General features: G+C 52.8%; 19 protein-coding genes and 1 tRNA gene. 17 read left to right on the top strand and 3 right to left on the bottom strand.

The features are described from left to right. The first annotated feature begins 57 nt into the window (after positions 1-57). Both ABWP81_RS00565 and ABWP81_RS00570 read left to right on the top strand, forming a co-directional pair. Positions 58-1,065, top strand: coding sequence for a sodium-dependent bicarbonate transport family permease (locus tag ABWP81_RS00565; protein ID WP_353138198.1), 1,008 nt, complete (start codon positions 58-60; stop codon positions 1,063-1,065). A gap of 7 nt (positions 1,066-1,072) precedes the next feature. Beyond that, on the top strand, positions 1,073-1,930 hold the full coding sequence (locus ABWP81_RS00570) for a DUF6671 family protein (RefSeq protein WP_353138200.1): 858 nt from the start codon (positions 1,073-1,075) through the stop codon (positions 1,928-1,930). Between the two features lie 9 nt (positions 1,931-1,939). Here the strand turns inward: ABWP81_RS00570 and cobA are convergent, their stop codons facing one another. From cobA to ABWP81_RS00585, 3 genes are all read right to left on the bottom strand, one after another. Next, positions 1,940-2,725, bottom strand: a complete 786-nt coding sequence (cobA, locus tag ABWP81_RS00575; RefSeq protein ID WP_353138203.1) for a uroporphyrinogen-III C-methyltransferase — start codon at positions 2,723-2,725, stop codon at positions 1,940-1,942. A gap of 2 nt (positions 2,726-2,727) precedes the next feature. Further along, complete coding sequence (ybiB, locus tag ABWP81_RS00580) at positions 2,728-3,630, bottom strand: DNA-binding protein YbiB (RefSeq protein WP_353138206.1); 903 nt, start codon at positions 3,628-3,630, stop codon at positions 2,728-2,730. Positions 3,631-3,693: 63 nt separating this feature from the next. After that, positions 3,694-4,023, bottom strand: a complete 330-nt coding sequence (locus tag ABWP81_RS00585) for a flagellar protein FlaG (protein ID WP_353138209.1) — start codon at positions 4,021-4,023, stop codon at positions 3,694-3,696. Positions 4,024-4,194: 171 nt separating this feature from the next. Between ABWP81_RS00585 and ABWP81_RS00590 the strand changes: the two genes are divergently transcribed. The 15 genes from ABWP81_RS00590 (at position 4,195) to nuoF (ending at position 18,172) form a co-directional block, all read left to right on the top strand. Beyond that, a complete protein-coding gene (locus ABWP81_RS00590) occupies positions 4,195-4,875 on the top strand; it encodes a response regulator transcription factor (RefSeq protein WP_353133722.1) in 681 nt (226 codons plus the stop codon). After that, positions 4,876-6,297 (top strand): sensor histidine kinase, encoded by a 1,422-nt coding sequence (locus ABWP81_RS00595; RefSeq protein WP_353138212.1) that lies wholly within the window; start codon positions 4,876-4,878, stop codon positions 6,295-6,297. Between the two features lie 83 nt (positions 6,298-6,380). Beyond that, positions 6,381-8,342: a TerB family tellurite resistance protein gene (locus ABWP81_RS00600; RefSeq protein ID WP_353138215.1), complete on the top strand. Its 1,962-nt coding sequence runs from the start codon at positions 6,381-6,383 to the stop codon at positions 8,340-8,342. Positions 8,343-8,389: 47 nt separating this feature from the next. Then, positions 8,390-9,430, top strand: coding sequence for a tRNA (adenosine(37)-N6)-threonylcarbamoyltransferase complex transferase subunit TsaD (gene tsaD, locus ABWP81_RS00605; RefSeq protein WP_353138218.1), 1,041 nt, complete (start codon positions 8,390-8,392; stop codon positions 9,428-9,430). A 135-nt stretch (positions 9,431-9,565) separates the two neighbouring features. Continuing rightward, positions 9,566-9,829: a 30S ribosomal protein S15 gene (rpsO, locus tag ABWP81_RS00610; RefSeq protein ID WP_353133734.1), complete on the top strand. Its 264-nt coding sequence runs from the start codon at positions 9,566-9,568 to the stop codon at positions 9,827-9,829. Positions 9,830-10,028: 199 nt separating this feature from the next. Next, complete coding sequence (pnp, locus tag ABWP81_RS00615; protein ID WP_353138221.1) at positions 10,029-12,161, top strand: polyribonucleotide nucleotidyltransferase; 2,133 nt, start codon at positions 10,029-10,031, stop codon at positions 12,159-12,161. Between the two features lie 16 nt (positions 12,162-12,177). After that, entirely contained in the window at positions 12,178-12,936 is a 759-nt protein-coding gene (gene tpiA, locus ABWP81_RS00620; RefSeq protein WP_353133739.1) for a triose-phosphate isomerase, read from the top strand. A 25-nt stretch (positions 12,937-12,961) separates the two neighbouring features. After that, on the top strand, positions 12,962-13,300 hold the full coding sequence (gene secG / locus ABWP81_RS00625) for a preprotein translocase subunit SecG (RefSeq protein ID WP_353133742.1): 339 nt from the start codon (positions 12,962-12,964) through the stop codon (positions 13,298-13,300). Positions 13,301-13,406: 106 nt separating this feature from the next. Further along, positions 13,407-13,491: transfer RNA gene (locus tag ABWP81_RS00630), tRNA-Leu, on the top strand. A gap of 88 nt (positions 13,492-13,579) precedes the next feature. Then, the gene (locus ABWP81_RS00635; RefSeq protein ID WP_353133745.1) at positions 13,580-13,939 is read left to right on the top strand and encodes an NADH-quinone oxidoreductase subunit A; all 360 of its coding nucleotides are present in this window, start codon (positions 13,580-13,582) and stop codon (positions 13,937-13,939) included. A 9-nt stretch (positions 13,940-13,948) separates the two neighbouring features. Then, on the top strand, positions 13,949-14,425 hold the full coding sequence (locus ABWP81_RS00640) for a NuoB/complex I 20 kDa subunit family protein (RefSeq protein ID WP_353133748.1): 477 nt from the start codon (positions 13,949-13,951) through the stop codon (positions 14,423-14,425). A 24-nt stretch (positions 14,426-14,449) separates the two neighbouring features. Further along, positions 14,450-15,061: an NADH-quinone oxidoreductase subunit C gene (locus tag ABWP81_RS00645; RefSeq protein ID WP_353133751.1), complete on the top strand. Its 612-nt coding sequence runs from the start codon at positions 14,450-14,452 to the stop codon at positions 15,059-15,061. 2 nt (positions 15,062-15,063) lie between these two features. Further along, positions 15,064-16,317: an NADH-quinone oxidoreductase subunit D gene (locus tag ABWP81_RS00650; RefSeq protein ID WP_353138224.1), complete on the top strand. Its 1,254-nt coding sequence runs from the start codon at positions 15,064-15,066 to the stop codon at positions 16,315-16,317. Further along, entirely contained in the window at positions 16,314-16,829 is a 516-nt protein-coding gene (gene nuoE, locus ABWP81_RS00655; RefSeq protein WP_353138227.1) for an NADH-quinone oxidoreductase subunit NuoE, read from the top strand. The genes ABWP81_RS00650 and nuoE overlap by 4 nt, the downstream gene beginning before the upstream one ends. Positions 16,830-16,831: 2 nt before the next feature. Beyond that, positions 16,832-18,172: an NADH-quinone oxidoreductase subunit NuoF gene (gene nuoF / locus ABWP81_RS00660; RefSeq protein ID WP_353138230.1), complete on the top strand. Its 1,341-nt coding sequence runs from the start codon at positions 16,832-16,834 to the stop codon at positions 18,170-18,172. Positions 18,173-18,179 lie beyond the last annotated feature (7 nt).

Raw genomic sequence — 18,179 nt, forward strand, 5'->3', positions numbered from 1 at the left:
TAATCAATTTTACAATATGAATATAGGTGGTTAAGATTTCAAAAAAAGGAATCCTTCATGCAAAACCTATTAGATCCAGCCATCTTATTTTTCATTATTGGCGTATTGGCTGGAGCGCTTAGATCCAACCTAGAAATACCACCTGCAATTTCCAGGTTCCTGTCTCTTTATCTGCTAATGGCGTTGGGTTTGAAGGGTGGATTTGCGTTGTCTCACTCAGGCCTGACGGCCCAAGTCGGTATCAGTTTGTCGGCGGCTATCGTGCTGGCCATCTGCATTCCCCTCATGGGGTATTGGATATTGAGCCGGTTTGTTTCAGGGTTTGATGCGGCGGCTATCGCCGCTACTTATGGGTCTGTAAGTGCGGTGACGTTTGTGACGGCAGTTCAATATTTGGAAAATCAAGGCGTGACCTATGGCGGGCATATGGCTGCCGCGATGGCCTTGATGGAGTCTCCGGCCATCATCATGGCTGTTGTGTTTGCCAATGTGCTGCGGCAATCCAAGACCCATTCAGTGGTGGCTTTGGGTGGGGGTGTTGCTGCACTTCAAGGCCCATCAGCGCTGCCAGGCATCAGGGTGAGCAAGATTCTGCATGAGTCCTTCACCGACGGGGCGCAGTTGTTGCTTTTGGGTGCGATGCTGGTGGGATTGGTCACGGGTGAGGCGGGAAAGGCTGCCATGCAGCCTTTCTCTGGTGATTTGTTTAAGGGCATGCTGTCGTTCTTTTTGCTCGACATGGGTTTGATGGCCGCGCGCAATTTACCCAAGGCTCGCGGTCATTCACCCGTGCTCATGGCCTATGCCGTGCTAGGTCCGATTGCACATGCCGGTCTGGCTTTAGGGTTGGCTGTTTGGTTAAGCCTACCCGTGGGTGACGGTGCATTGTTGATGGTTCTGGCGGCGAGTGCCTCATACATCGCTGTGCCTGCTGTCCTGCGCTACGCGCTGCCTGAATCGAGCCCCTCGTTGTATTTTGGCCTCAGTCTTGGCGTGACCTTTCCACTGAATATTTTGTTCGGGATTCCTATTTACGTATCCTTAGCGCAATCGTTTTTACTGTGAGGTTTGAATGGCAAGCTATGAAGTCACCCTGTATCAAGGGCGTGAAGTTGCATTTTTAACGCAACATGGCAAACAGCATTTGGTTCGAGACCGCTTGCAGGATGCGTTGGGCTGCCAATTAGTTCACACGGATGCATATGACACGGACAAATTGGGAACGTTTACCAACGAGGTTGTTCGAGTTGGCTCTCAACTTGATGCCGTCAGAGCAAAAGCAACGATAGGGATGGATCTGACGGGTTTACCAATAGGAATGGCCAGCGAGGGTGCATTCGGCCCCGACCCATTTGTAGGATTTACACCTTGGAACTCTGAAGTTATTTTGTGGGTAGACCGCGATTTAGGAATTGAAGTTCAGGGGTTTGCGCACGGGCCATCGCAGAGTTTACAAAGAGCGATCAAAACTCTAGAGGAGTTAAATAGTTTTGCGACTGAAGCAAATTTCCCTAGTCATTACTTAAGCCTGCGACCGGAGCAGATGGATTATTCGGCAGGGCAAAAAGGTATTCGTGATATGTCGCAATTGGTTGAAGCATTTCATTCGGCGCAATCTCATTCTGCGAGCGGTTGTTTAGTGATCGAAAACGATCTCAGAGCCTTTGCAAATCCGACCCGACAAGCTCTTATTCGTCAAGCGTTGGACAATTTGATTCACAAGTTGGTTTCAGCATGCCCTCAATGCGCCAAGCCTGGATATAGCTTGAAAAAGAAAACACTGGGCTTGCCTTGTCGTTTATGTGGGCGGCCAACGCAACTCGCTATCAGTGAAATTTGGGAGTGTTTGTCATGTGGTTTTGAAGATCAGAAGTTAATCAAACAATCCAAGTCGGCTGATCCTTCAAGATGCAACTATTGCAACCCTTAGCAACAGACTTTATGACGCGGCAACCACTCTGCCAATCTCGCTTTGTTGCATCGCCAACAAACCTTTGAACACATCGCCCACCACAATGACTGATGGACTGGTCAACGCTTCGCGAAGGATGGTGTCATGCAACTGCTGCAACTCACACACCACATGGCGCTGCTCGGGAAGGCTGATTTGATGAATCACAGCCACGGGCGTATGGGGGCGCATGCTTTGCAGGAGTGCTTGTTGCAGATGCGCCGCACCGCTGACACCCATGTAAATGACCAGCGTGAGTTTGGCTTGTTGGGCGGTTTTACCCAGTGCCACCCAATCCACGCTGTCAGCCGCACCTTGCTTGGCGTGGCCGGTGATGAACACCACGCCATGCGCGTGTTGGCGGTGGGTGAGGGGGATGCCTAGCGAGCTCACGCCGGCCAGTCCCGAGGTGATGCCGTTGATGACGGTCACTGCAATGCCCTGAGCTTGCAAGTGCTCGACTTCTTCGCCACCCCGACCAAAGATGAAGGGGTCGCCACCTTTGAGGCGTACCACGGTTTCGCCAGCCAAGGCTTCTTGTGCCATGAGTTTTTCAATGAAGGCTTGCGGGGTTGACTTGCAGCCGCCGCGCTTACCCACATGAATGATGCGTGCCTTGTGTGAGGCGTGGGCGGTGATGGCGTCGCCCACTAAATCGTCTACCAACAAGACGGTTGCCGAGGCAATGGCTTTGACGGCTTTGAGTGTCAGCAACTCTGGGTCACCCGGGCCCGCACCGACCAACGTGACATGGGGTTGAAATGTGTGCTTCATGGTCAGAGGCTCAAGGCTTTCAGCACGGCTTGCACTTGGGCTGCCAGCGGTAAGGGTGCGGGTAAGTCGCCACTGAGCACAGCCTGTGTGTAGCGGGCGGTGGCGACAGCGTCGATGTCGGTGGGCAACTCGGGTAGCTTGAGGAGTGAGCCCATCTGGGCCTCCACCAGGGGTGTGCGTGTGCCGCGCACAAAGGCGTCCATTTGAGGTGTGCGACGGGCATCGGCCACCACTTCGCCTTCGGTGCCACGCAGCAGCAGGGCGCGTGCGCCGGTCAGCTCAAACGTGGCGGCCATTGATACCGCGTATTCGGGGTGGGTGTAGCTGCTGACCAGCAGTGCATTGGCAGAGTTGGTGGGGTTCATCAGCTTCACTAGGCTGTGGGCGGGGTTGCGCAGGCCCACCACGCGGCGAACGTCCAGCAGGCGTTTCAGGCCGGGGCACAGCACCTCGGTGGGTACAAACACCACTTCGCCAGCTTGCACAGCACGCACTTGGGTTAAGGCATGTACCCCCATGGCGCTGAGCACGTCTTGGCTGGTGACGCGGGTAGATTCCGTGGCCGTGCCGTGCATAACCACGGCCAAACCTTCGCGTGCCAACAGGAGGGCCAGCAGCGGCGTGAGCACGGGCAGCTTGCGTGCGCCGTTGTAGCTGGGCAGCACCACCACAGGGCTGAGGGCGCTGACTGTTTGCAGGCGCGCGTGAGTGGCGTCTAAAAAGCCCGCCATTTCTTGGTCGGTTTCACCCTTGATGCGCATGGCGATGCAAAAGGCACCTAGCTCTAGGTCTGAGACTTTGCCATCTAAGATTTGGCCCATCAGGTCGGTGGCTTTGGCGCGGTCCAAGGCTCGCGCGCCGTCGCGGCCGCGCCCGATGTCTTTGATGTAGTGGCTGATGCTCATGCTGCGATTGTCTCGCAGGCTTGATAACTTATGGCTATAAGGCCAATCAAGTCAGTGCGCGTCCTAGGCTCGCTGGTCTAACAACAGCCCTTGGAGCTTATGGGTTTGATGTATGTCCGAGGACATGTGCTTGTAGGTGATCTTTCGGATGACATCGCCCGATGTTTTATCGGTCATGACTATGTTGAGCGACTTGGCCACGCTGTCATACGCAAACGACAAAGACATGCTGTCTGCCTTGAAATTGAGTTCTGGGGCAAGCTTTGGCTCGACTGCTTTGGCTGGGGCTGCATTTGATGCCTTGAGCGCTGGCAGTTTGTGTGCTTTCATGCCATTCACTGCATCTTCCTGATGCACGACGGCGTTCGGTGGCAGTGAGAGGGCGGAGGACATGGGGGGGCTTTCGATAACTTTAGATGATCTAACTATCGGAACAAAAGCTCCTAAGATGAATGACAAGACGCCCATCTTTGGCTTGATGACGTAGATGTCATTTGCTTGTCGTGCAATGTGTCTTTGTACACTTGAAAATAAAACCACAAAAAACACAAAAGGTTGCACAAATTGAAGATTTTGTTAATTGAGGATGAGGCCAAGATTGCCGAATTTGTCATCCAAGGCCTGCGTCTTGCAGGGCATGAGGTGACCCACGTGCAAGACGGAGAGCAAGGTTTGACCTCGGTTATGGCTGCTCAGCACGATGTAGCCATCTTGGATTTGATGCTGCCCAAGCTCGATGGCTTTGAGGTGTTGCAGCAAGCCAAAGCCGCCTCAACCCAGATGCCCATCATCATCCTCAGCGCCAAAGTGGATTTGCTAGACCGGCTCAAAGGCTTTGACCTGGGCGCAGATGATTATTTGCCTAAGCCCTTTTTTGTGGAAGAGTTGTTAGCGCGTATCAAATTGGTGGTCAAACGCACCGTGCCTGATGAGGTGCAAGAAATTTCGGTAGGCCACCTCACCCTTGATGTGGTGACGCGCCATGCCAAATGGTTTGAGGTGTCTGCGTTGCTGAGCCAACGCGAGTTCAGTTTGTTGGCTTATTTGACGCGCTCGCCGGGTCATATTTATTCAAGGCAGCAAATTCTCAAGCATGTTTGGGACATCAACTTTGACCCCGAAACCAACTTGGTCGACGTGTGCGTGCGTCGCATCAAGCTCAAGTTAGACAGAGGCAACAGTGGTCGTCCTTCTCCCATCGAGTCTGTGCGGGGTGTTGGGTATCGCCTGAGGCAGGAGGTTTGAATGAAGACGCGTTCTTTTCAACTTCATGTATTTGCCTTGCTGCTGCTGGCGGCATTTGCGATCATCTTTGCAAATCGGATGATCGCTCAATATTTTTTAACGAATCAATTGAGGGATCAGATCCATGTTGACATGGGGCGCGGCTTGACTAACTGCTCTGATGCCATGCAAGACAAGGCTAAATTTTTATCCTGTTTTCATGCGCTGGATGATGGCAGCCTGATTGCAAGTGCCTCTGATTTCTATGTTTTGTGCCCCAAGCCTAGCCATGCCGCTGAGGCAATGCTAGTTGGTGCATGCGCCCTGCCGTTCACGCAAGAACCCGTGCGTCAACAAATTGAAGGCATGATTGCAGACGTCGAGTTGTTGCGTGGCCTCAGGCAGGGTGAAATTTGGTACCAAGTCCAACAAACAGGCATGGCAGGTGGCCCAGCGTTGTGGTTAAAACAATCGGATGCCGATGTGTTGGTGGATCGAGTGTGGGAGTTAAGAGATCGCAATTTGTTTCGCGTGGCACCCATCGTCATTACTTTGCTGGTTGTCTTGTCATGGCTTTGCGTGCGAATGCTCTTGCGACCCATGCGGTTGATGGAGCAAAATATTTCAAACTTGAACGATGCCAACCTTGGCCAAGCCAGTGACTTGACAGCCCCTTACCGCGAGTTTGAAAGTTTTGTTAAGGTTTTCGACAGTTTGAGAACGCGGTTGTTTGACAGCTTTTCCAAAGCACGCCGTTTTGCTTCGGATGTTTCGCACGAGTTGCGTACCCCGCTGACTATTTTGCGAGGCAGTACCGAGCAGCTGATTCGTGATTTGCCTACGGGCTCAGACCTTCAGGTGCGCGTGCGCAACATGGGGGATGAGGTGGAGCGGTTGATTGACATCACTGAAAAGTTGTTGTTGTTGTCTCGTGCCGATGCCAATAGTTTGGGACGCACGTTCAGTGTTGAAAATTTCAGCGACATGGTTGAGAAGTTGATTGCACAAGAGCATGACCAAGAGCATGACCAAGACCAATTAGCTCTGCCTTTCACCATTACCCATGCGATTGAGCCTCAGGTGCTTTGGTCTTGCGATCAAACTTTGGCCAAGCTGTTGATTCATAACTTGTTTGAAAACGCCCAAAAGTACAACTTCAATCAAGGCTGGATTCATGTCACGCTCAAGCGGGAGGGGTCTCAATTTCGGTTGAGCATTGAAAACTCGAGTGTGAACATTGCGTCCGATTTGGAAGTCCGTGCTTTTGATCGTTTTTACCGAGGTGATGCTTCCCATGCGCGTCAAATCGACGGCTTGGGGTTGGGTTTGAGCATCTCTTCAGAGATTGCCAAAGTGCACCAAGCCAACCTGACACTGAGCGTGACTGAGAAAAAATCGGTCTTGCTCACCCTCATTGGGCCTTTGAGCTTCGTGCACGGGTGAGTTTTCAATGACATCTGCATCATTCAATTTATCCATGACGCAGTTGTAACCCACTTAAATCTTCACACTTTTATCGTGGCCTTATGGCCACGAATGCGCTCAAAGTCAATTTATTGGACGACCTCAAACAGGAGGCCGGGCTAGAGGCCGTGGGTGCTGAAAAAATCCACCTCACGCCGTACTTGACCCTCGCGTGCGCTTTGCTCTACATGGTGGCGTCTGATGGAGAACTAGATGCCGCAGAAACCAGCCACCTCCAGTCGGTTTTGGGTGGTGATGAAGAAGTGCTGCGTTACGGGGTGCACTATGTGCAGACCTTGTCCTTCGACGCGTTTTTGATCGATGCGCCTGATCTGCTGAGCATGAAGGACAAGTGGTGTATTTTGTCCAACGTGTGCGATGCGCTTTTGTCGGACGGCCAAGCCGACCCGGCTGAGCTGACTCAGTTTGCCCGTTTAAAGCAAGCCTTTGGCGTGGAAGACAAGCAGTTCGAGCCCTTCTTCAAAATCCTCACGCTGAAAAACGACAAATCTATTTTGGGCCGCTACGTGGGTGTGCGTGAAGAGCGCCAGCCCATGACCCCGCATTTGGCTTTGGCCTGTGCCTTGCTTTACATGCTGACTTCCGATGGGGCCATTGGCGCAAGGGAAGTAGGCCAGTTGGAAACGGTGCTGGGTGAATTTGAGGGCTTGCAAAAAGCGGCGTTGACCTATGTGCGCTCGGTCAAGATGAAGGCGTTTTTAGATGAGGCTTCTGTGGTTTTGCAGCCAGAGCAAAAGCTTTTCATCCTCACCAACGTGTGCGACTCCATGCTGGCTGACGGCGAGGTGGCCAGCATTGAAGACAAGCTGTTCATGTCGATGCTGCACTCCTTTGGCTACAACGAGGCCTCATTCGCGCGCTTCCATCAAGTCATTGAGACCAAGAACGTCAAGCCATTCAACACCAACGATTTCAAAAATCGTGTCAAACACGAAAGGGTGACCGGCAACGACCAGGCCGAGGGCGAGGTTTTTGACAACAAGCTTAGCGACCCAAAGCTATTGGGAGTGACTGCTGAATTGCGCGATGCGATGAGTGATGGGCTATTGGGGGCCAGCGCGGCAGAGCTGGAAATGAGCCAGTTCATTTCGCGCCAAATGCTGCAAAACAAGCAAAACCTGGCCAACAACTTTAACGGACAGGACAACATTGCCAAAGTTAAAAGCAACGCCACAGATGGGCTGAACCTTCAAACCATTGACGTTGCAGCCGACGATCTGAACCGCCAAAAAGTAGATGCTTCTGCGCTGGCAAAAAACAACCAGGTCATTGAATCAGACAGCGCCGAAGTGAACCGCCAGCAGTTGGACTTGGAAACACTGGGCAAGCACAAAGAGATCCTGGATGTTGAAGTGCGTGCGCAAAACATCCAAGAAGTGGTGGGACAAGTTAATAAAAAACTGGACCACTTTGAGCAAAAAAACTTAAGCTTTCTTGCAATCGGTCGCGCCCAAAAATTCACCGATGATTTTGTGCCGCTTCAAGAAGAGCAATCTGGCATCAATCGGCAACTGGTGGATGCCGCATTTGCCAGAATGGGGCTGAAGTCGCTGGTAAGCAACGAGGTGGGGGCTAAGGATGCAAGCGCAAAGACTGCGCCAAAAGTGCCAGCCGCTGTTGCTGTTTCCACCATTGCCACAGCCACAGCCACAGCCATAGCCGCTTCGCAAGATGGGCAATCGGCCGCCTCACTGAAGCAGGGTGCTTCAGTCCAAGTTAGTGCATCTTCGAGCCAAGAAGTGGTGTTCGCCAAACCAAAATCGGCAGGTACGCGTCTAAATCTAGGCCGTGCCGACTTGATGCGGCGGAGTTTGAAAGTTTCTTACAAGCAGATTGCCATTGCCTTAGCGACAGTTGCGTTTGCTTCACCGATTTACACCCACACTGCAAAAAGTCAAATGGCAGTTGGCCCCTTGGTTATGAAACATCAACTCGGGTCCGACCTGCTGAAGCAGCGGCAGACTGAGTCGTCTGAATGGGTTGCCACGTTACTTGCACGTTAGCCAGTTGCAAGGGTGGGTAGCCGCAGAGCGCATAAACTCTGCCGCTTATGTTGATCCTCGGTATTGAATCTTCATGCGACGAAACAGGTGTGGCCTTGGTCCGCTTGCAGGGCTTAGCCATGCCCACGTTGTTGTCGCACGCTCTCTACAGCCAAGTGGCCATGCATGTGGCCTATGGGGGTGTGGTGCCCGAGTTAGCGAGTCGCGACCATATTCGTCGCGTCATTCCGCTGGCGCGTGAGGTCTTGACCACGGCCAATCAAACTTTGCAAGACGTGGATGTGGTGGCTTACACCCGAGGCCCGGGCTTAGCAGGCGCTTTGCTAGTGGGGGCGGGGGTGGCTTGTGCCTTGGGTGCGGCTTTGAACAAGCCTGTGATGGGCGTTCATCACCTTGAAGGGCATTTGTTGTCGCCGTTTTTAAGCGAAGACCCGCCCGAGTTTCCGTTTGTCGCGCTGTTGGTGTCGGGCGGCCATACGCAGCTCATGCGCGTGGATGGTGTGGGGCACTACGAATTGCTAGGTGAAACCATTGACGACGCAGCGGGCGAGGCTTTTGATAAATCGGCCAAGCTCATGGGCTTGGGTTACCCCGGTGGCCCTGCCTTGTCCAAACTGGCCGAGCAGGGCGACCCTGCAGCCTTCAAGCTGCCACGCCCCTTACTGCACAGCGGTACTTTAGATTTTTCATTTGCGGGTCTGAAGACGGCGGTGATGATCCAAGCTAAAAAACTGGGCGACGATTTAGAGGCTCGAAAAGCTGATTTGGCGGCGTCCACCGAGGCTGCCATCGTGGAGGTGCTGTTGAAAAAGTCGCTCAGTGCCTTGCGCGAAACCGGCCTGAAACGCTTGGTGGTAGCTGGCGGTGTGGGTGCTAACCAGCATTTGCGTGAGCAGCTCAATGTTGCTTGCAAGCGCCAAGGCGTGCGCGTGCACTACCCCGAGTTGCATTTGTGCACCGACAACGGCGCCATGATTGCTATGGCTGCGGCCATGCGTCTGCAAAGCGGCGAGGGCGGCATGACCCAAGCCCAACCGCGCTACAGCTTTGACGTAAAGCCGCGTTGGCCGCTGACAGAGTTGGTTTAAAAGGCACAGTGCTCTTGGCTAGGGTAGTTGGCCCCGTGCCTGCTATACTAATTGGGCTTTACCTTTAGGGGTAAGCAAAGCACGTTGCACCAACTTCCACGGCGCAACGCAAGTCAAATATTTAAGGAAAAAACCATGTTGACAGCAACCATTGCTGATGTCGTCAAAGACAACGCTCGCGCCGCAGGCGATACAGGCAGTCCCGAAGTCCAAGTGGCTTTGTTGACTGCTCGTATCAATGAACTCACTCCTCACTTCAAACAACACGCCAAAGACCACCACGGTCGCCGTGGTTTGTTGCGTATGGTGAGCCGTCGTCGCAAATTGCTTGACTATCTCAAGTCTAAAAACTTCGACCGTTACGCTGCTCTGATCGCCAAACTTGGCCTGCGCAAGTAATCGTTAAATTTTTAGCGACAAACGCCTGAGTTTTTAAACAAGCTCAGGCGTTTTGCACTTTCAAACACTCTTTTTTAACCAAAGGCATCACAAAGAGGGGCAGATTCGAAAGCTGTGTCATTCCAAAAAAGCACCTACTTTTCTGGAATGGCATCGTGTGCTGCACAGGTTGATTGCCAAATTTCAATAGGAAAAACAAATGTCAATTTTCAATAAAGTTACCAAGACATTCCAGTGGGGCCAACACACGGTCACCATGGAAACCGGCGAAGTTGCTCGCCAAGCTGGCGGCGCTGTGCTCGTCAACATGGACGACACCGTGGTGCTCGCCACTGTGGTGGGTTCGAAGATTGCCAAAGCTGGTCAAGACTTCTTCCCCTTGACCGTTGATTACATTGAGAAAACTTACGCTGCAGGCAAGATCCCCGGCAGCTTTTTCAAGCGTGAAGCCAAGCCTAGCGAACACGAGACATTGACCAGCCGTCTGATCGACCGCCCCATCCGTCCTTTGTTCCCAGAAGGTTTCTACAACGACGTGCACGTGGTGATTCACACCGTGTCGTTGAACCCTGAAGTTGATGCTGACATCGCTGCTTTGATTGCTGTGTCTGCAGCTTTGAGTATTTCTGGCATCCCTTTCAACGGCCCAATCGGTGCCGCTCGCGTGGGTTACATCAACGGCGAATACGTCTTGAACCCAGGTCAAACTCAGCGCAAAGACAGCCAGATGGACCTCGTGGTCGCTGGCACTGAAGCTGCTGTGTTGATGGTGGAATCTGAAGCTCAACAGTTGTCAGAAGAAATCATGTTGGGCGCTGTGGTTTTTGGCCACGAACAAGGCAACATCGCGATCAATGCCATCCACGATTTGGTACGCGACGCTGGCAAACCAGCATGGGACTGGGCTGCTCCTGCTAAGGACGAGCCACTGATTGCCAAGGTTCAAGCTCACGCCGAAGAAAAATTACGCACGGCCTACCAAAACCGTAACAAGCAAGCCCGTACGCTCGCATGCCGCCAAGCCTACGCTGACGCGATGGCGGCCCTTAAGGCCGACGGTGTTGAGTTTGATTCGGTCAAAGTCGAAAGCATGTTGTTCGACATCGAAGCACACATCGTTCGCAGCCAAATCTTGGCAGGCGAGCCTCGTATCGACGGTCGTGACACACGCACAGTGCGTCCTATCGAAATCCGTAACAGCGTATTGCCACGCACCCACGGTTCTGCCTTGTTCACGCGCGGCGAAACCCAAGCTTTGGTGATCACCACTTTGGGTACCGAACGCGATGCACAACGCATCGACGCTTTGGCTGGTGAGTATGAAGACCGCTTCATGATGCACTACAACATGCCTCCGTTCGCCACTGGCGAAGTGGGTCGTATGGGTTCGACTAAGCGCCGCGAAATCGGTCACGGTCGTTTGGCCAAACGTGCTTTGATGGCTGTGTTGCCCTCTAAAGAAGAGTTTCCATACACCATGCGCGTGGTGTCTGAAATCACAGAATCCAACGGTTCTTCCTCCATGGCTTCTGTCTGTGGCGGTTGTTTGTCCATGATGGACGCTGGCGTGCCTATGAAAGCTCACGTGGCGGGTATCGCCATGGGCTTGATCAAAGACGGCAATCGTTTTGCTGTGTTGACTGACATCTTGGGTGACGAAGATCACCTGGGCGATATGGACTTCAAAGTGGCCGGTACCACCAACGGTATTACTGCTTTGCAAATGGACATCAAGATTCAAGGTATTACCAAAGAAATCATGCAGGTTGCATTGGCCCAAGCCAAAGAGGCCCGTATGCACATCTTGGACAAGATGCAAGAAGCGATGGGCGAAGCCAAGACAGAAGTGTCTGACTTCGCACCTAAGTTGTTCACCATGAAGATCAATCCTGAGAAGATTCGTGACGTGATCGGTAAAGGCGGCGCCACCATCCGTGCGTTGACCGAAGAAACTGGTACTCAGATCAACATCAACGAAGACGGCACCATCACGATCGCTGCGACTGACGGCGCTAAGGCTGAAGAGGCCAAGCGTCGCATCGAAGAGATCACCGCTGAAGTCGAAATCGGCAAGGTCTACGAAGGCCCGATCACCAAAATTTTGGATTTCGGTGCTTTGGTCAACTTGTTGCCAGGCAAAGACGGTTTGTTGCACATCAGCCAGATCGCACACGAACGTGTTGAGAAGGTCACCGACTACCTGAGCGAAGGCCAAATCGTGCGCGTGAAAGTGCTCGAGACCGACGAAAAGGGTCGCGTCAAGTTGTCGATGAAGGCCTTGATGGATCGTCCTCAAGCGGATCAAGCGCACGACCAGTCGTCTGAAGGTTAAGCGCAGCGAGGTTGTGATGAAACAAAAACTCATCGCAGGAAACTGGAAGATGAACGGCGGCCTGGCCGCCAATAAAGCCTTGTTGCACGAGTTGCAGCAAGGCCTTGCGCATGCTTTGGATTCAAAACATGCGCAAGTGGCCATGTGCGTGCCTGCCGTTTATTTGTCGCAGGTGCAACAGCTGGTTATGGGGTCAGGCATCAACTTGGGCGCACAGGATGTGTCAATGCATGAGCATGGTGCTTACACCGGTGAAACATCTGCCTCCATGTTGAAAGACTTTGCGGTGAGGTATGTGATCGTCGGGCATTCAGAGCGTCGACAAAACCACGGTGAAACCGATGTGCAAGTAGCTCTCAAGGCGCAGCGTGCTTTGTCGGCTGGAATGACGCCTATTGTTTGCGTTGGCGAAACTTTGTCGGAGCACGAATCGGGGCATACCGAAGATGTGGTCAAGCGCCAATTGGCGGCTGTGATTCACGCCAACGGTCATTGCATTAGCGAAATCGTGGTGGCTTATGAGCCCGTCTGGGCAATAGGTACTGGTAAAAACGCCACACCCAATCAGGCGCAAGAAGTGCACGCTGTATTGCGAGCTCAGTTAAAGGCGGCGACTTCGCAAGCGGAACGTGTGCACATCCTCTACGGCGGCAGCATGAATGCGGCCAATGCAGCTGAATTGTTGTCGCAGCCTGATATTGATGGCGGCCTAATTGGTGGCGCTTCTCTCAAGTCGGCAGATTTTCTTTGCATCATTGCGGCTGCGGCACGTTGAAAATAATTATTTTTTCGGAGTTTTTATGAGTTTGATTTTGAACATTGTCCAAGTGGTTCAGTTGTTGTCTGCATTGGCCATGATTGGTTTGATCTTGGTGCAGCATGGCAAGGGTGCGGACATGGGCGCGGCTTTCGGAAGTGGCAGTTCGGGCAGTTTGTTTGGTGCGAGTGGTGGGGCTAACTTTATGTCGCGCACCACCGGTGTGTTGGCTGCTGTTTTCTTTGTCTGCACATTGGTTTTGGCTTACTTCGGTAACCTGCGTCCTGTCAGTTCGGGAAGCGTGCTTGAAGGTGCTGTGGTGGCACCTTCCCCAGTGGCTGAAGTTCCTGCATCTGGTGCGGCACAAATCCCCACAAAGTAACCTTAAAACCTTCACACTTCAGAGTGATGGGGCCCTTTTCAGGGTAAACTCTGAGGCTGTTATTGAAGCGTTATTCCTCTTCGTTTCTTAGAGCAAAAAACCCAAAGCCGTCGTGGTGAAATTGGTAGACACGCTATCTTGAGGTGGTAGTGGCGAAAGCTGTGCGAGTTCGAGTCTCGCCGACGGCACCATCCAAAAAAGTCTGCTGTAACTCTGGTGTCAACTAGTTACGGCAGACTTCGCTGACTAGTAACGAGTTAGTCATACCGCGAGATTGAGATGAGCTTAGAACAATACCTTCCTGTCCTTTTATTCATCCTTGTCGGTCTTGGTGTGGGTGTTGCCCCCCAGGTGATCGGCTTTTTCGTGGGGCCACGCCGTCCTGATCCTGCCAAAAATTCCCCTTACGAGTGTGGCTTTGAAGCGTTTGAAGACGCGCGTATGAAGTTTGATGTGCGGTACTACTTGATCGCCATCCTATTTATTTTGTTTGATTTGGAAATCGCATTTTTGTTTCCTTGGGCTGTAGCGCTAAAGGAAATTGGTTTCATTGGTTTCATCGACATGATGATCTTCCTTGCCATCCTCGTTGCAGGCTTTGCCTACATGTGGATCAAGGGTGCGATCGATTGGGAGTAAGGATTAGCTATGTCACTAGAAGGCGTTTTCAAAGAAGGCTTTATCACCACCTCCTACGACTCGGTGGTGAATTGGGCTAAAACAGGCTCGTTGTGGCCCATGACATTTGGCTTGGCGTGCTGCGCGGTTGAGATGATGCATGCGGGTGCCGCCCGTTATGACATTGATCGTTTCGGCATGTTGTTTCGCCCAAGCCCGCGCCAGTCGGATTTGATGATCGTGGCGGGTACTTTGTGCAACAAGATGGCTCCCGCCTTACGTAAGGTCTATGACCAAATGGCTGAGCCGCGTTGGGTGCTATCCATGGGGTCGTGCGCTAACGGCGGAGGTTATTACCACTACAGCTACTCGGTGGTGCGCGGTTGTGACCGTGTGGTGCCCGTCGATGTTTACGTGCCAGGCTGCCCGCCCACGGCTGAGGCTTTGTTGTATGGCATCTTGCAATTGCAAAGCAAGATTCGCCGCGAACACACCATCGCTCGTTAACCGCGTATTGCTTAGGAAAGACAAATGAGCCATTCCATTCAAACGCTTGAAGCGGCCTTGCACGATGTGCTGGGTGGCAAAGTCAAGCTCCTCGAGTCCGCTTTGGGCGAGTTGACCTTGACGGTTTCTGCCGCCGATTACCACGAGGTTTGCCAGATCCTGCGAGACGATGCGCGTCTTGGTTTTGAGCAGTTGATGGACTTGTGTGGTCTTGACTATTCCAGTTACAAAGATGACGCCCATTCCAAATTCACCGACGGTCCCCGCTATGCCGTGGTGAGCCATTTGCTATCGTTAAGTCACAACTGGCGTCTGCGTGTGCGCGTGTTTGCGCTGAGCGAAGACGTACCTATGGTCGCATCTGTCAATGATCTGTGGAACTCTGCCAACTGGTTTGAGCGCGAAGCGTTTGATTTGTTCGGTATCGTGTTTGAAGGGCACCTCGACTTGCGTCGTTTGTTGACCGATTACGGCTTTGTGGGGCACCCCTTCCGTAAAGATTTTCCAACCTCGGGCCACGTGGAAATGCGTTACGACGCTGAGCAAAAACGTGTGGTGTATCAACCTGTCACCATCGAGCCGCGCGAGATCACGCCGCGGATCATTCGAGAAGATAACTACGGCGGTAAGCACTGACCATGGCTGATATCAAGAATTACACCCTGAACTTGGGTCCTCAACATCCGGCTGCTCACGGCGTGTTGCGTTTGGTGCTGGAGCTTGACGGCGAAGTGGTCCAGCGCGCTGATCCACACATTGGCTTGCTGCACCGCGCCACGGAAAAGTTGGCAGAAAGCAAAACCTACATCCAATCCTTGCCTTACATGGACCGTCTCGACTACGTGTCCATGATGTGTAACGAGCACGCTTACTGCTTGGCCATCGAAAAGATGATGGATCTTGAAGTGCCAGAGCGCGCGCAATACATCCGTGTGATGTATTCCGAAATCACCCGTTTGCTCAACCACTTGCTGTGGCTAGGAGCGCACGGTTTTGACTGCGGCGCGATGAACATTTTGATTTACTGTTTCCGTGAACGTGAAGACTTGTTTGACATGTACGAAGCCGTGTCTGGCGCGCGCATGCACGCGGCTTATTTCCGTCCAGGCGGTGTTTACCGCGACCTGCCTGACAGCATGCCTCAGTACAAGGCCAGTAAAGTGCGCAATGCCAAGTCAGTGGCTCGTTTGAACGAAGGTCGTTCAGGTTCATTGCTTGACTTTATTGACGATTTCACCAAGCGCTTTCCCAAACTGGTCGACGAGTACGAAACTCTCCTGACCGACAACCGCATTTGGAAACAGCGTACGGTCGACATCGGCGTGGTCACACCAGAACGTGCGAAAAACCTTGGCTTTTCGGGAGCGATGTTGCGTGGCTCGGGCATTGCTTGGGACTTGCGCAAGCACCAGCCCTATGACGTGTACGACCGGATGAACTTTGACATTCCTGTGGGCAAAACAGGCGACTGTTATGACCGCTATTTGGTTCGCATCGAAGAAATGCGCCAGTCCAACCACATCATCAAGCAGTGCGTGGATTGGCTTCGTGTGAACCCAGGCCCTGTTATCACGGACAACCACAAGGTTGCAGCGCCAAGCCGTGAAGGCATGAAGTCGAATATGGAAGAACTGATCCATCACTTCAAGCTTTTCACCGAAGGTTTCCACGTGCCTGAAGGAGAGGCTTATGCCGCCGTCGAGCATCCCAAGGGCGAGTTTGGTATTTACCTCGTAAGCGATGGTGCCAACAAGCCTTACCGTCTAAAAATTCGCGCCCCAGGATTTGCCCATTTGGCAGCCATGGATGAAATGGCGCGTGGCCACATGATTGCTGACACCGTAGCGGTGATTGGCACCATGGATATTGTGTTCGGGGAAATTGACCGATGAGTTCTGTAAGCATCCACCACAGCGCAGCGCTGTCGGCCCAGGCCCTTGAGCGTTTTACGCATGAAGTTGCCAAATACCCAGATGACCAGAAGCAATCTGCCGTCATGGCTTGCTTGTCTATTGCCCAGCAAGAGCAGGGGTTTGTCAGTGCCGAGAGCGAACGCGTGATTGCTGAGTTACTCAGCATGGCCCCGATGGCTGTGCACGAAGTGACCACCTTCTACAACATGTACAACCAACAGCCCGTTGGTAAATTCAAGATCAACGTGTGTACCAACCTGCCATGCCAATTGCGCAATGGGCAGGGCGCTTTGATGCACTTGGTCAAGACCTTGGGTATTGAAGTCGGCGAGACCACGACTGATGGCATGTTCACCGTGCAACCTGGCGAATGCATGGGCGCTTGCGCCGATGCGCCTGTGTTGTTGGTGAACGACCGCACCATGTGCAGCTACATGAGCGATGACAAGATCGATCAAATGGTCGCAGGCTTGCGCGCGGCAAAGGAATGAGCATGAACGTTCAACAAGTACTTTCCCAATTCCAAACCAATGCGGTGGAAACATGTTTCCACGACCGTCATTTAGGTCCTCAAATTTTGGCGGGGCTGAATGGCAACAACTGGTCTCTTCAAGACTACGTAGCGCGTGGCGGCTACCAAGCTTTGCGCAAAATTTTGACAGAAGGTTTGACCCAAGATCAAGTCATCGCCACTGTCAAAGAATCAGGTTTGCGTGGTCGCGGTGGTGCAGGCTTTCCCACGGGTTTGAAGTGGAGCTTTATGCCTCGCCAGTTCCCAGGTCAAAAGTATTTGGTCTGTAATTCTGACGAGGGCGAGCCCGGTACTTGCAAAGACCGCGAGATCTTGCAGCACAACCCGCACATCGTGATTGAAGGTATGGCCATCGCAGCTTTTGCCATGGGCATCAGCGTGGGCTACAACTACATCCACGGCGAAATTTTCCAAACCTACGTGCGTTTTGAAGCAGCGCTAGATGAAGCCCGTGCAGCCGGCTATTTGGGCGACAACATCTTGGGCTCTACTTTCAGCTTTCAGTTGCACGCAGCCCATGGTTTTGGCGCTTACATTTGCGGCGAAGAAACTGCTTTGCTCGAGTCGCTTGAAGGTAAAAAGGGTCAGCCCCGCTTCAAGCCGCCGTTCCCAGCAAGCTTTGGTTTATATGGCAAGCCCACCACCATCAACAACACCGAAACATTCGCAGCCGTGCCGTGGATCATCAACAACGGTGGTCAGGCATACCTTGAATGCGGCAAGCCCAACAACGGCGGCACCAAGATTTTCTCGGTCAGTGGTGACGTCGAGCGTCCTGGTAACTACGAAGTGCCCATGGGTACGCCCTTTGCCAAACTTCTGGAATTGGCTGGTGGCGTTCGCAAGGGGCGCACGCTCAAGGCGGTGATCCCTGGTGGTTCATCTGCGCCGATATTGCCGGCAGATGTAATCATGGAATGCACCATGGACTACGACAGCATTGCCAAAGCGGGCTCGATGTTGGGTTCAGGTGCGGTGATTGTGTTGGACGACTCACGTTGCATGGTTAAAAGTCTGCTGCGTTTGAGCTACTTCTACATGCACGAGTCTTGCGGCCAATGCACACCTTGCCGTGAAGGCACTGGATGGTTGTGGCGCATGGTCGACCGCATTGAGCGTGGGGAAGGCCGCGAAAGCGACTTGGCTTTGCTCGACAACGTGGCAGAAAACATCATGGGCCGCACCATTTGCGCCCTCGGAGACGCAGCAGCTATGCCTGTGCGCGGCATGATCAAGCACTTCCGCCATGAGTTTGAACACCACATCACGCACAAGACCTGCACGGTCTCTGCCTACGTTTGACTCGGAT

The sequence above is a fragment of the Limnohabitans sp. genome, from assembly GCF_040401135.1.
Taxonomy (GTDB): Bacteria; Pseudomonadota; Gammaproteobacteria; order Burkholderiales; family Burkholderiaceae_C; genus Limnohabitans.

Coding starts and splice junctions, on each gene's coding strand:
- tsaD (WP_353138218.1), top strand. CDS start 8,390: ATGTTGATCCTCGGTATTGAATCTTCATGCGACGAAACAGGTGTGGCC.
- ybiB (WP_353138206.1), bottom strand. CDS start 3,630: ATGAGCATCAGCCACTACATCAAAGACATCGGGCGCGGCCGCGACGGC.
- ABWP81_RS00640 (WP_353133748.1), top strand. CDS start 13,949: ATGTCACTAGAAGGCGTTTTCAAAGAAGGCTTTATCACCACCTCCTAC.
- ABWP81_RS00565 (WP_353138198.1), top strand. CDS start 58: ATGCAAAACCTATTAGATCCAGCCATCTTATTTTTCATTATTGGCGTA.
- ABWP81_RS00585 (WP_353138209.1), bottom strand. CDS start 4,023: ATGTCCTCCGCCCTCTCACTGCCACCGAACGCCGTCGTGCATCAGGAA.
- ABWP81_RS00645 (WP_353133751.1), top strand. CDS start 14,450: ATGAGCCATTCCATTCAAACGCTTGAAGCGGCCTTGCACGATGTGCTG.
- ABWP81_RS00600 (WP_353138215.1), top strand. CDS start 6,381: ATGGCCACGAATGCGCTCAAAGTCAATTTATTGGACGACCTCAAACAG.
- ABWP81_RS00595 (WP_353138212.1), top strand. CDS start 4,876: ATGAAGACGCGTTCTTTTCAACTTCATGTATTTGCCTTGCTGCTGCTG.
- tpiA (WP_353133739.1), top strand. CDS start 12,178: ATGAAACAAAAACTCATCGCAGGAAACTGGAAGATGAACGGCGGCCTG.
- nuoE (WP_353138227.1), top strand. CDS start 16,314: ATGAGTTCTGTAAGCATCCACCACAGCGCAGCGCTGTCGGCCCAGGCC.
- secG (WP_353133742.1), top strand. CDS start 12,962: ATGAGTTTGATTTTGAACATTGTCCAAGTGGTTCAGTTGTTGTCTGCA.
- ABWP81_RS00570 (WP_353138200.1), top strand. CDS start 1,073: ATGGCAAGCTATGAAGTCACCCTGTATCAAGGGCGTGAAGTTGCATTT.
- pnp (WP_353138221.1), top strand. CDS start 10,029: ATGTCAATTTTCAATAAAGTTACCAAGACATTCCAGTGGGGCCAACAC.
- ABWP81_RS00635 (WP_353133745.1), top strand. CDS start 13,580: ATGAGCTTAGAACAATACCTTCCTGTCCTTTTATTCATCCTTGTCGGT.
- rpsO (WP_353133734.1), top strand. CDS start 9,566: ATGTTGACAGCAACCATTGCTGATGTCGTCAAAGACAACGCTCGCGCC.
- cobA (WP_353138203.1), bottom strand. CDS start 2,725: ATGAAGCACACATTTCAACCCCATGTCACGTTGGTCGGTGCGGGCCCG.
- nuoF (WP_353138230.1), top strand. CDS start 16,832: ATGAACGTTCAACAAGTACTTTCCCAATTCCAAACCAATGCGGTGGAA.
- ABWP81_RS00650 (WP_353138224.1), top strand. CDS start 15,064: ATGGCTGATATCAAGAATTACACCCTGAACTTGGGTCCTCAACATCCG.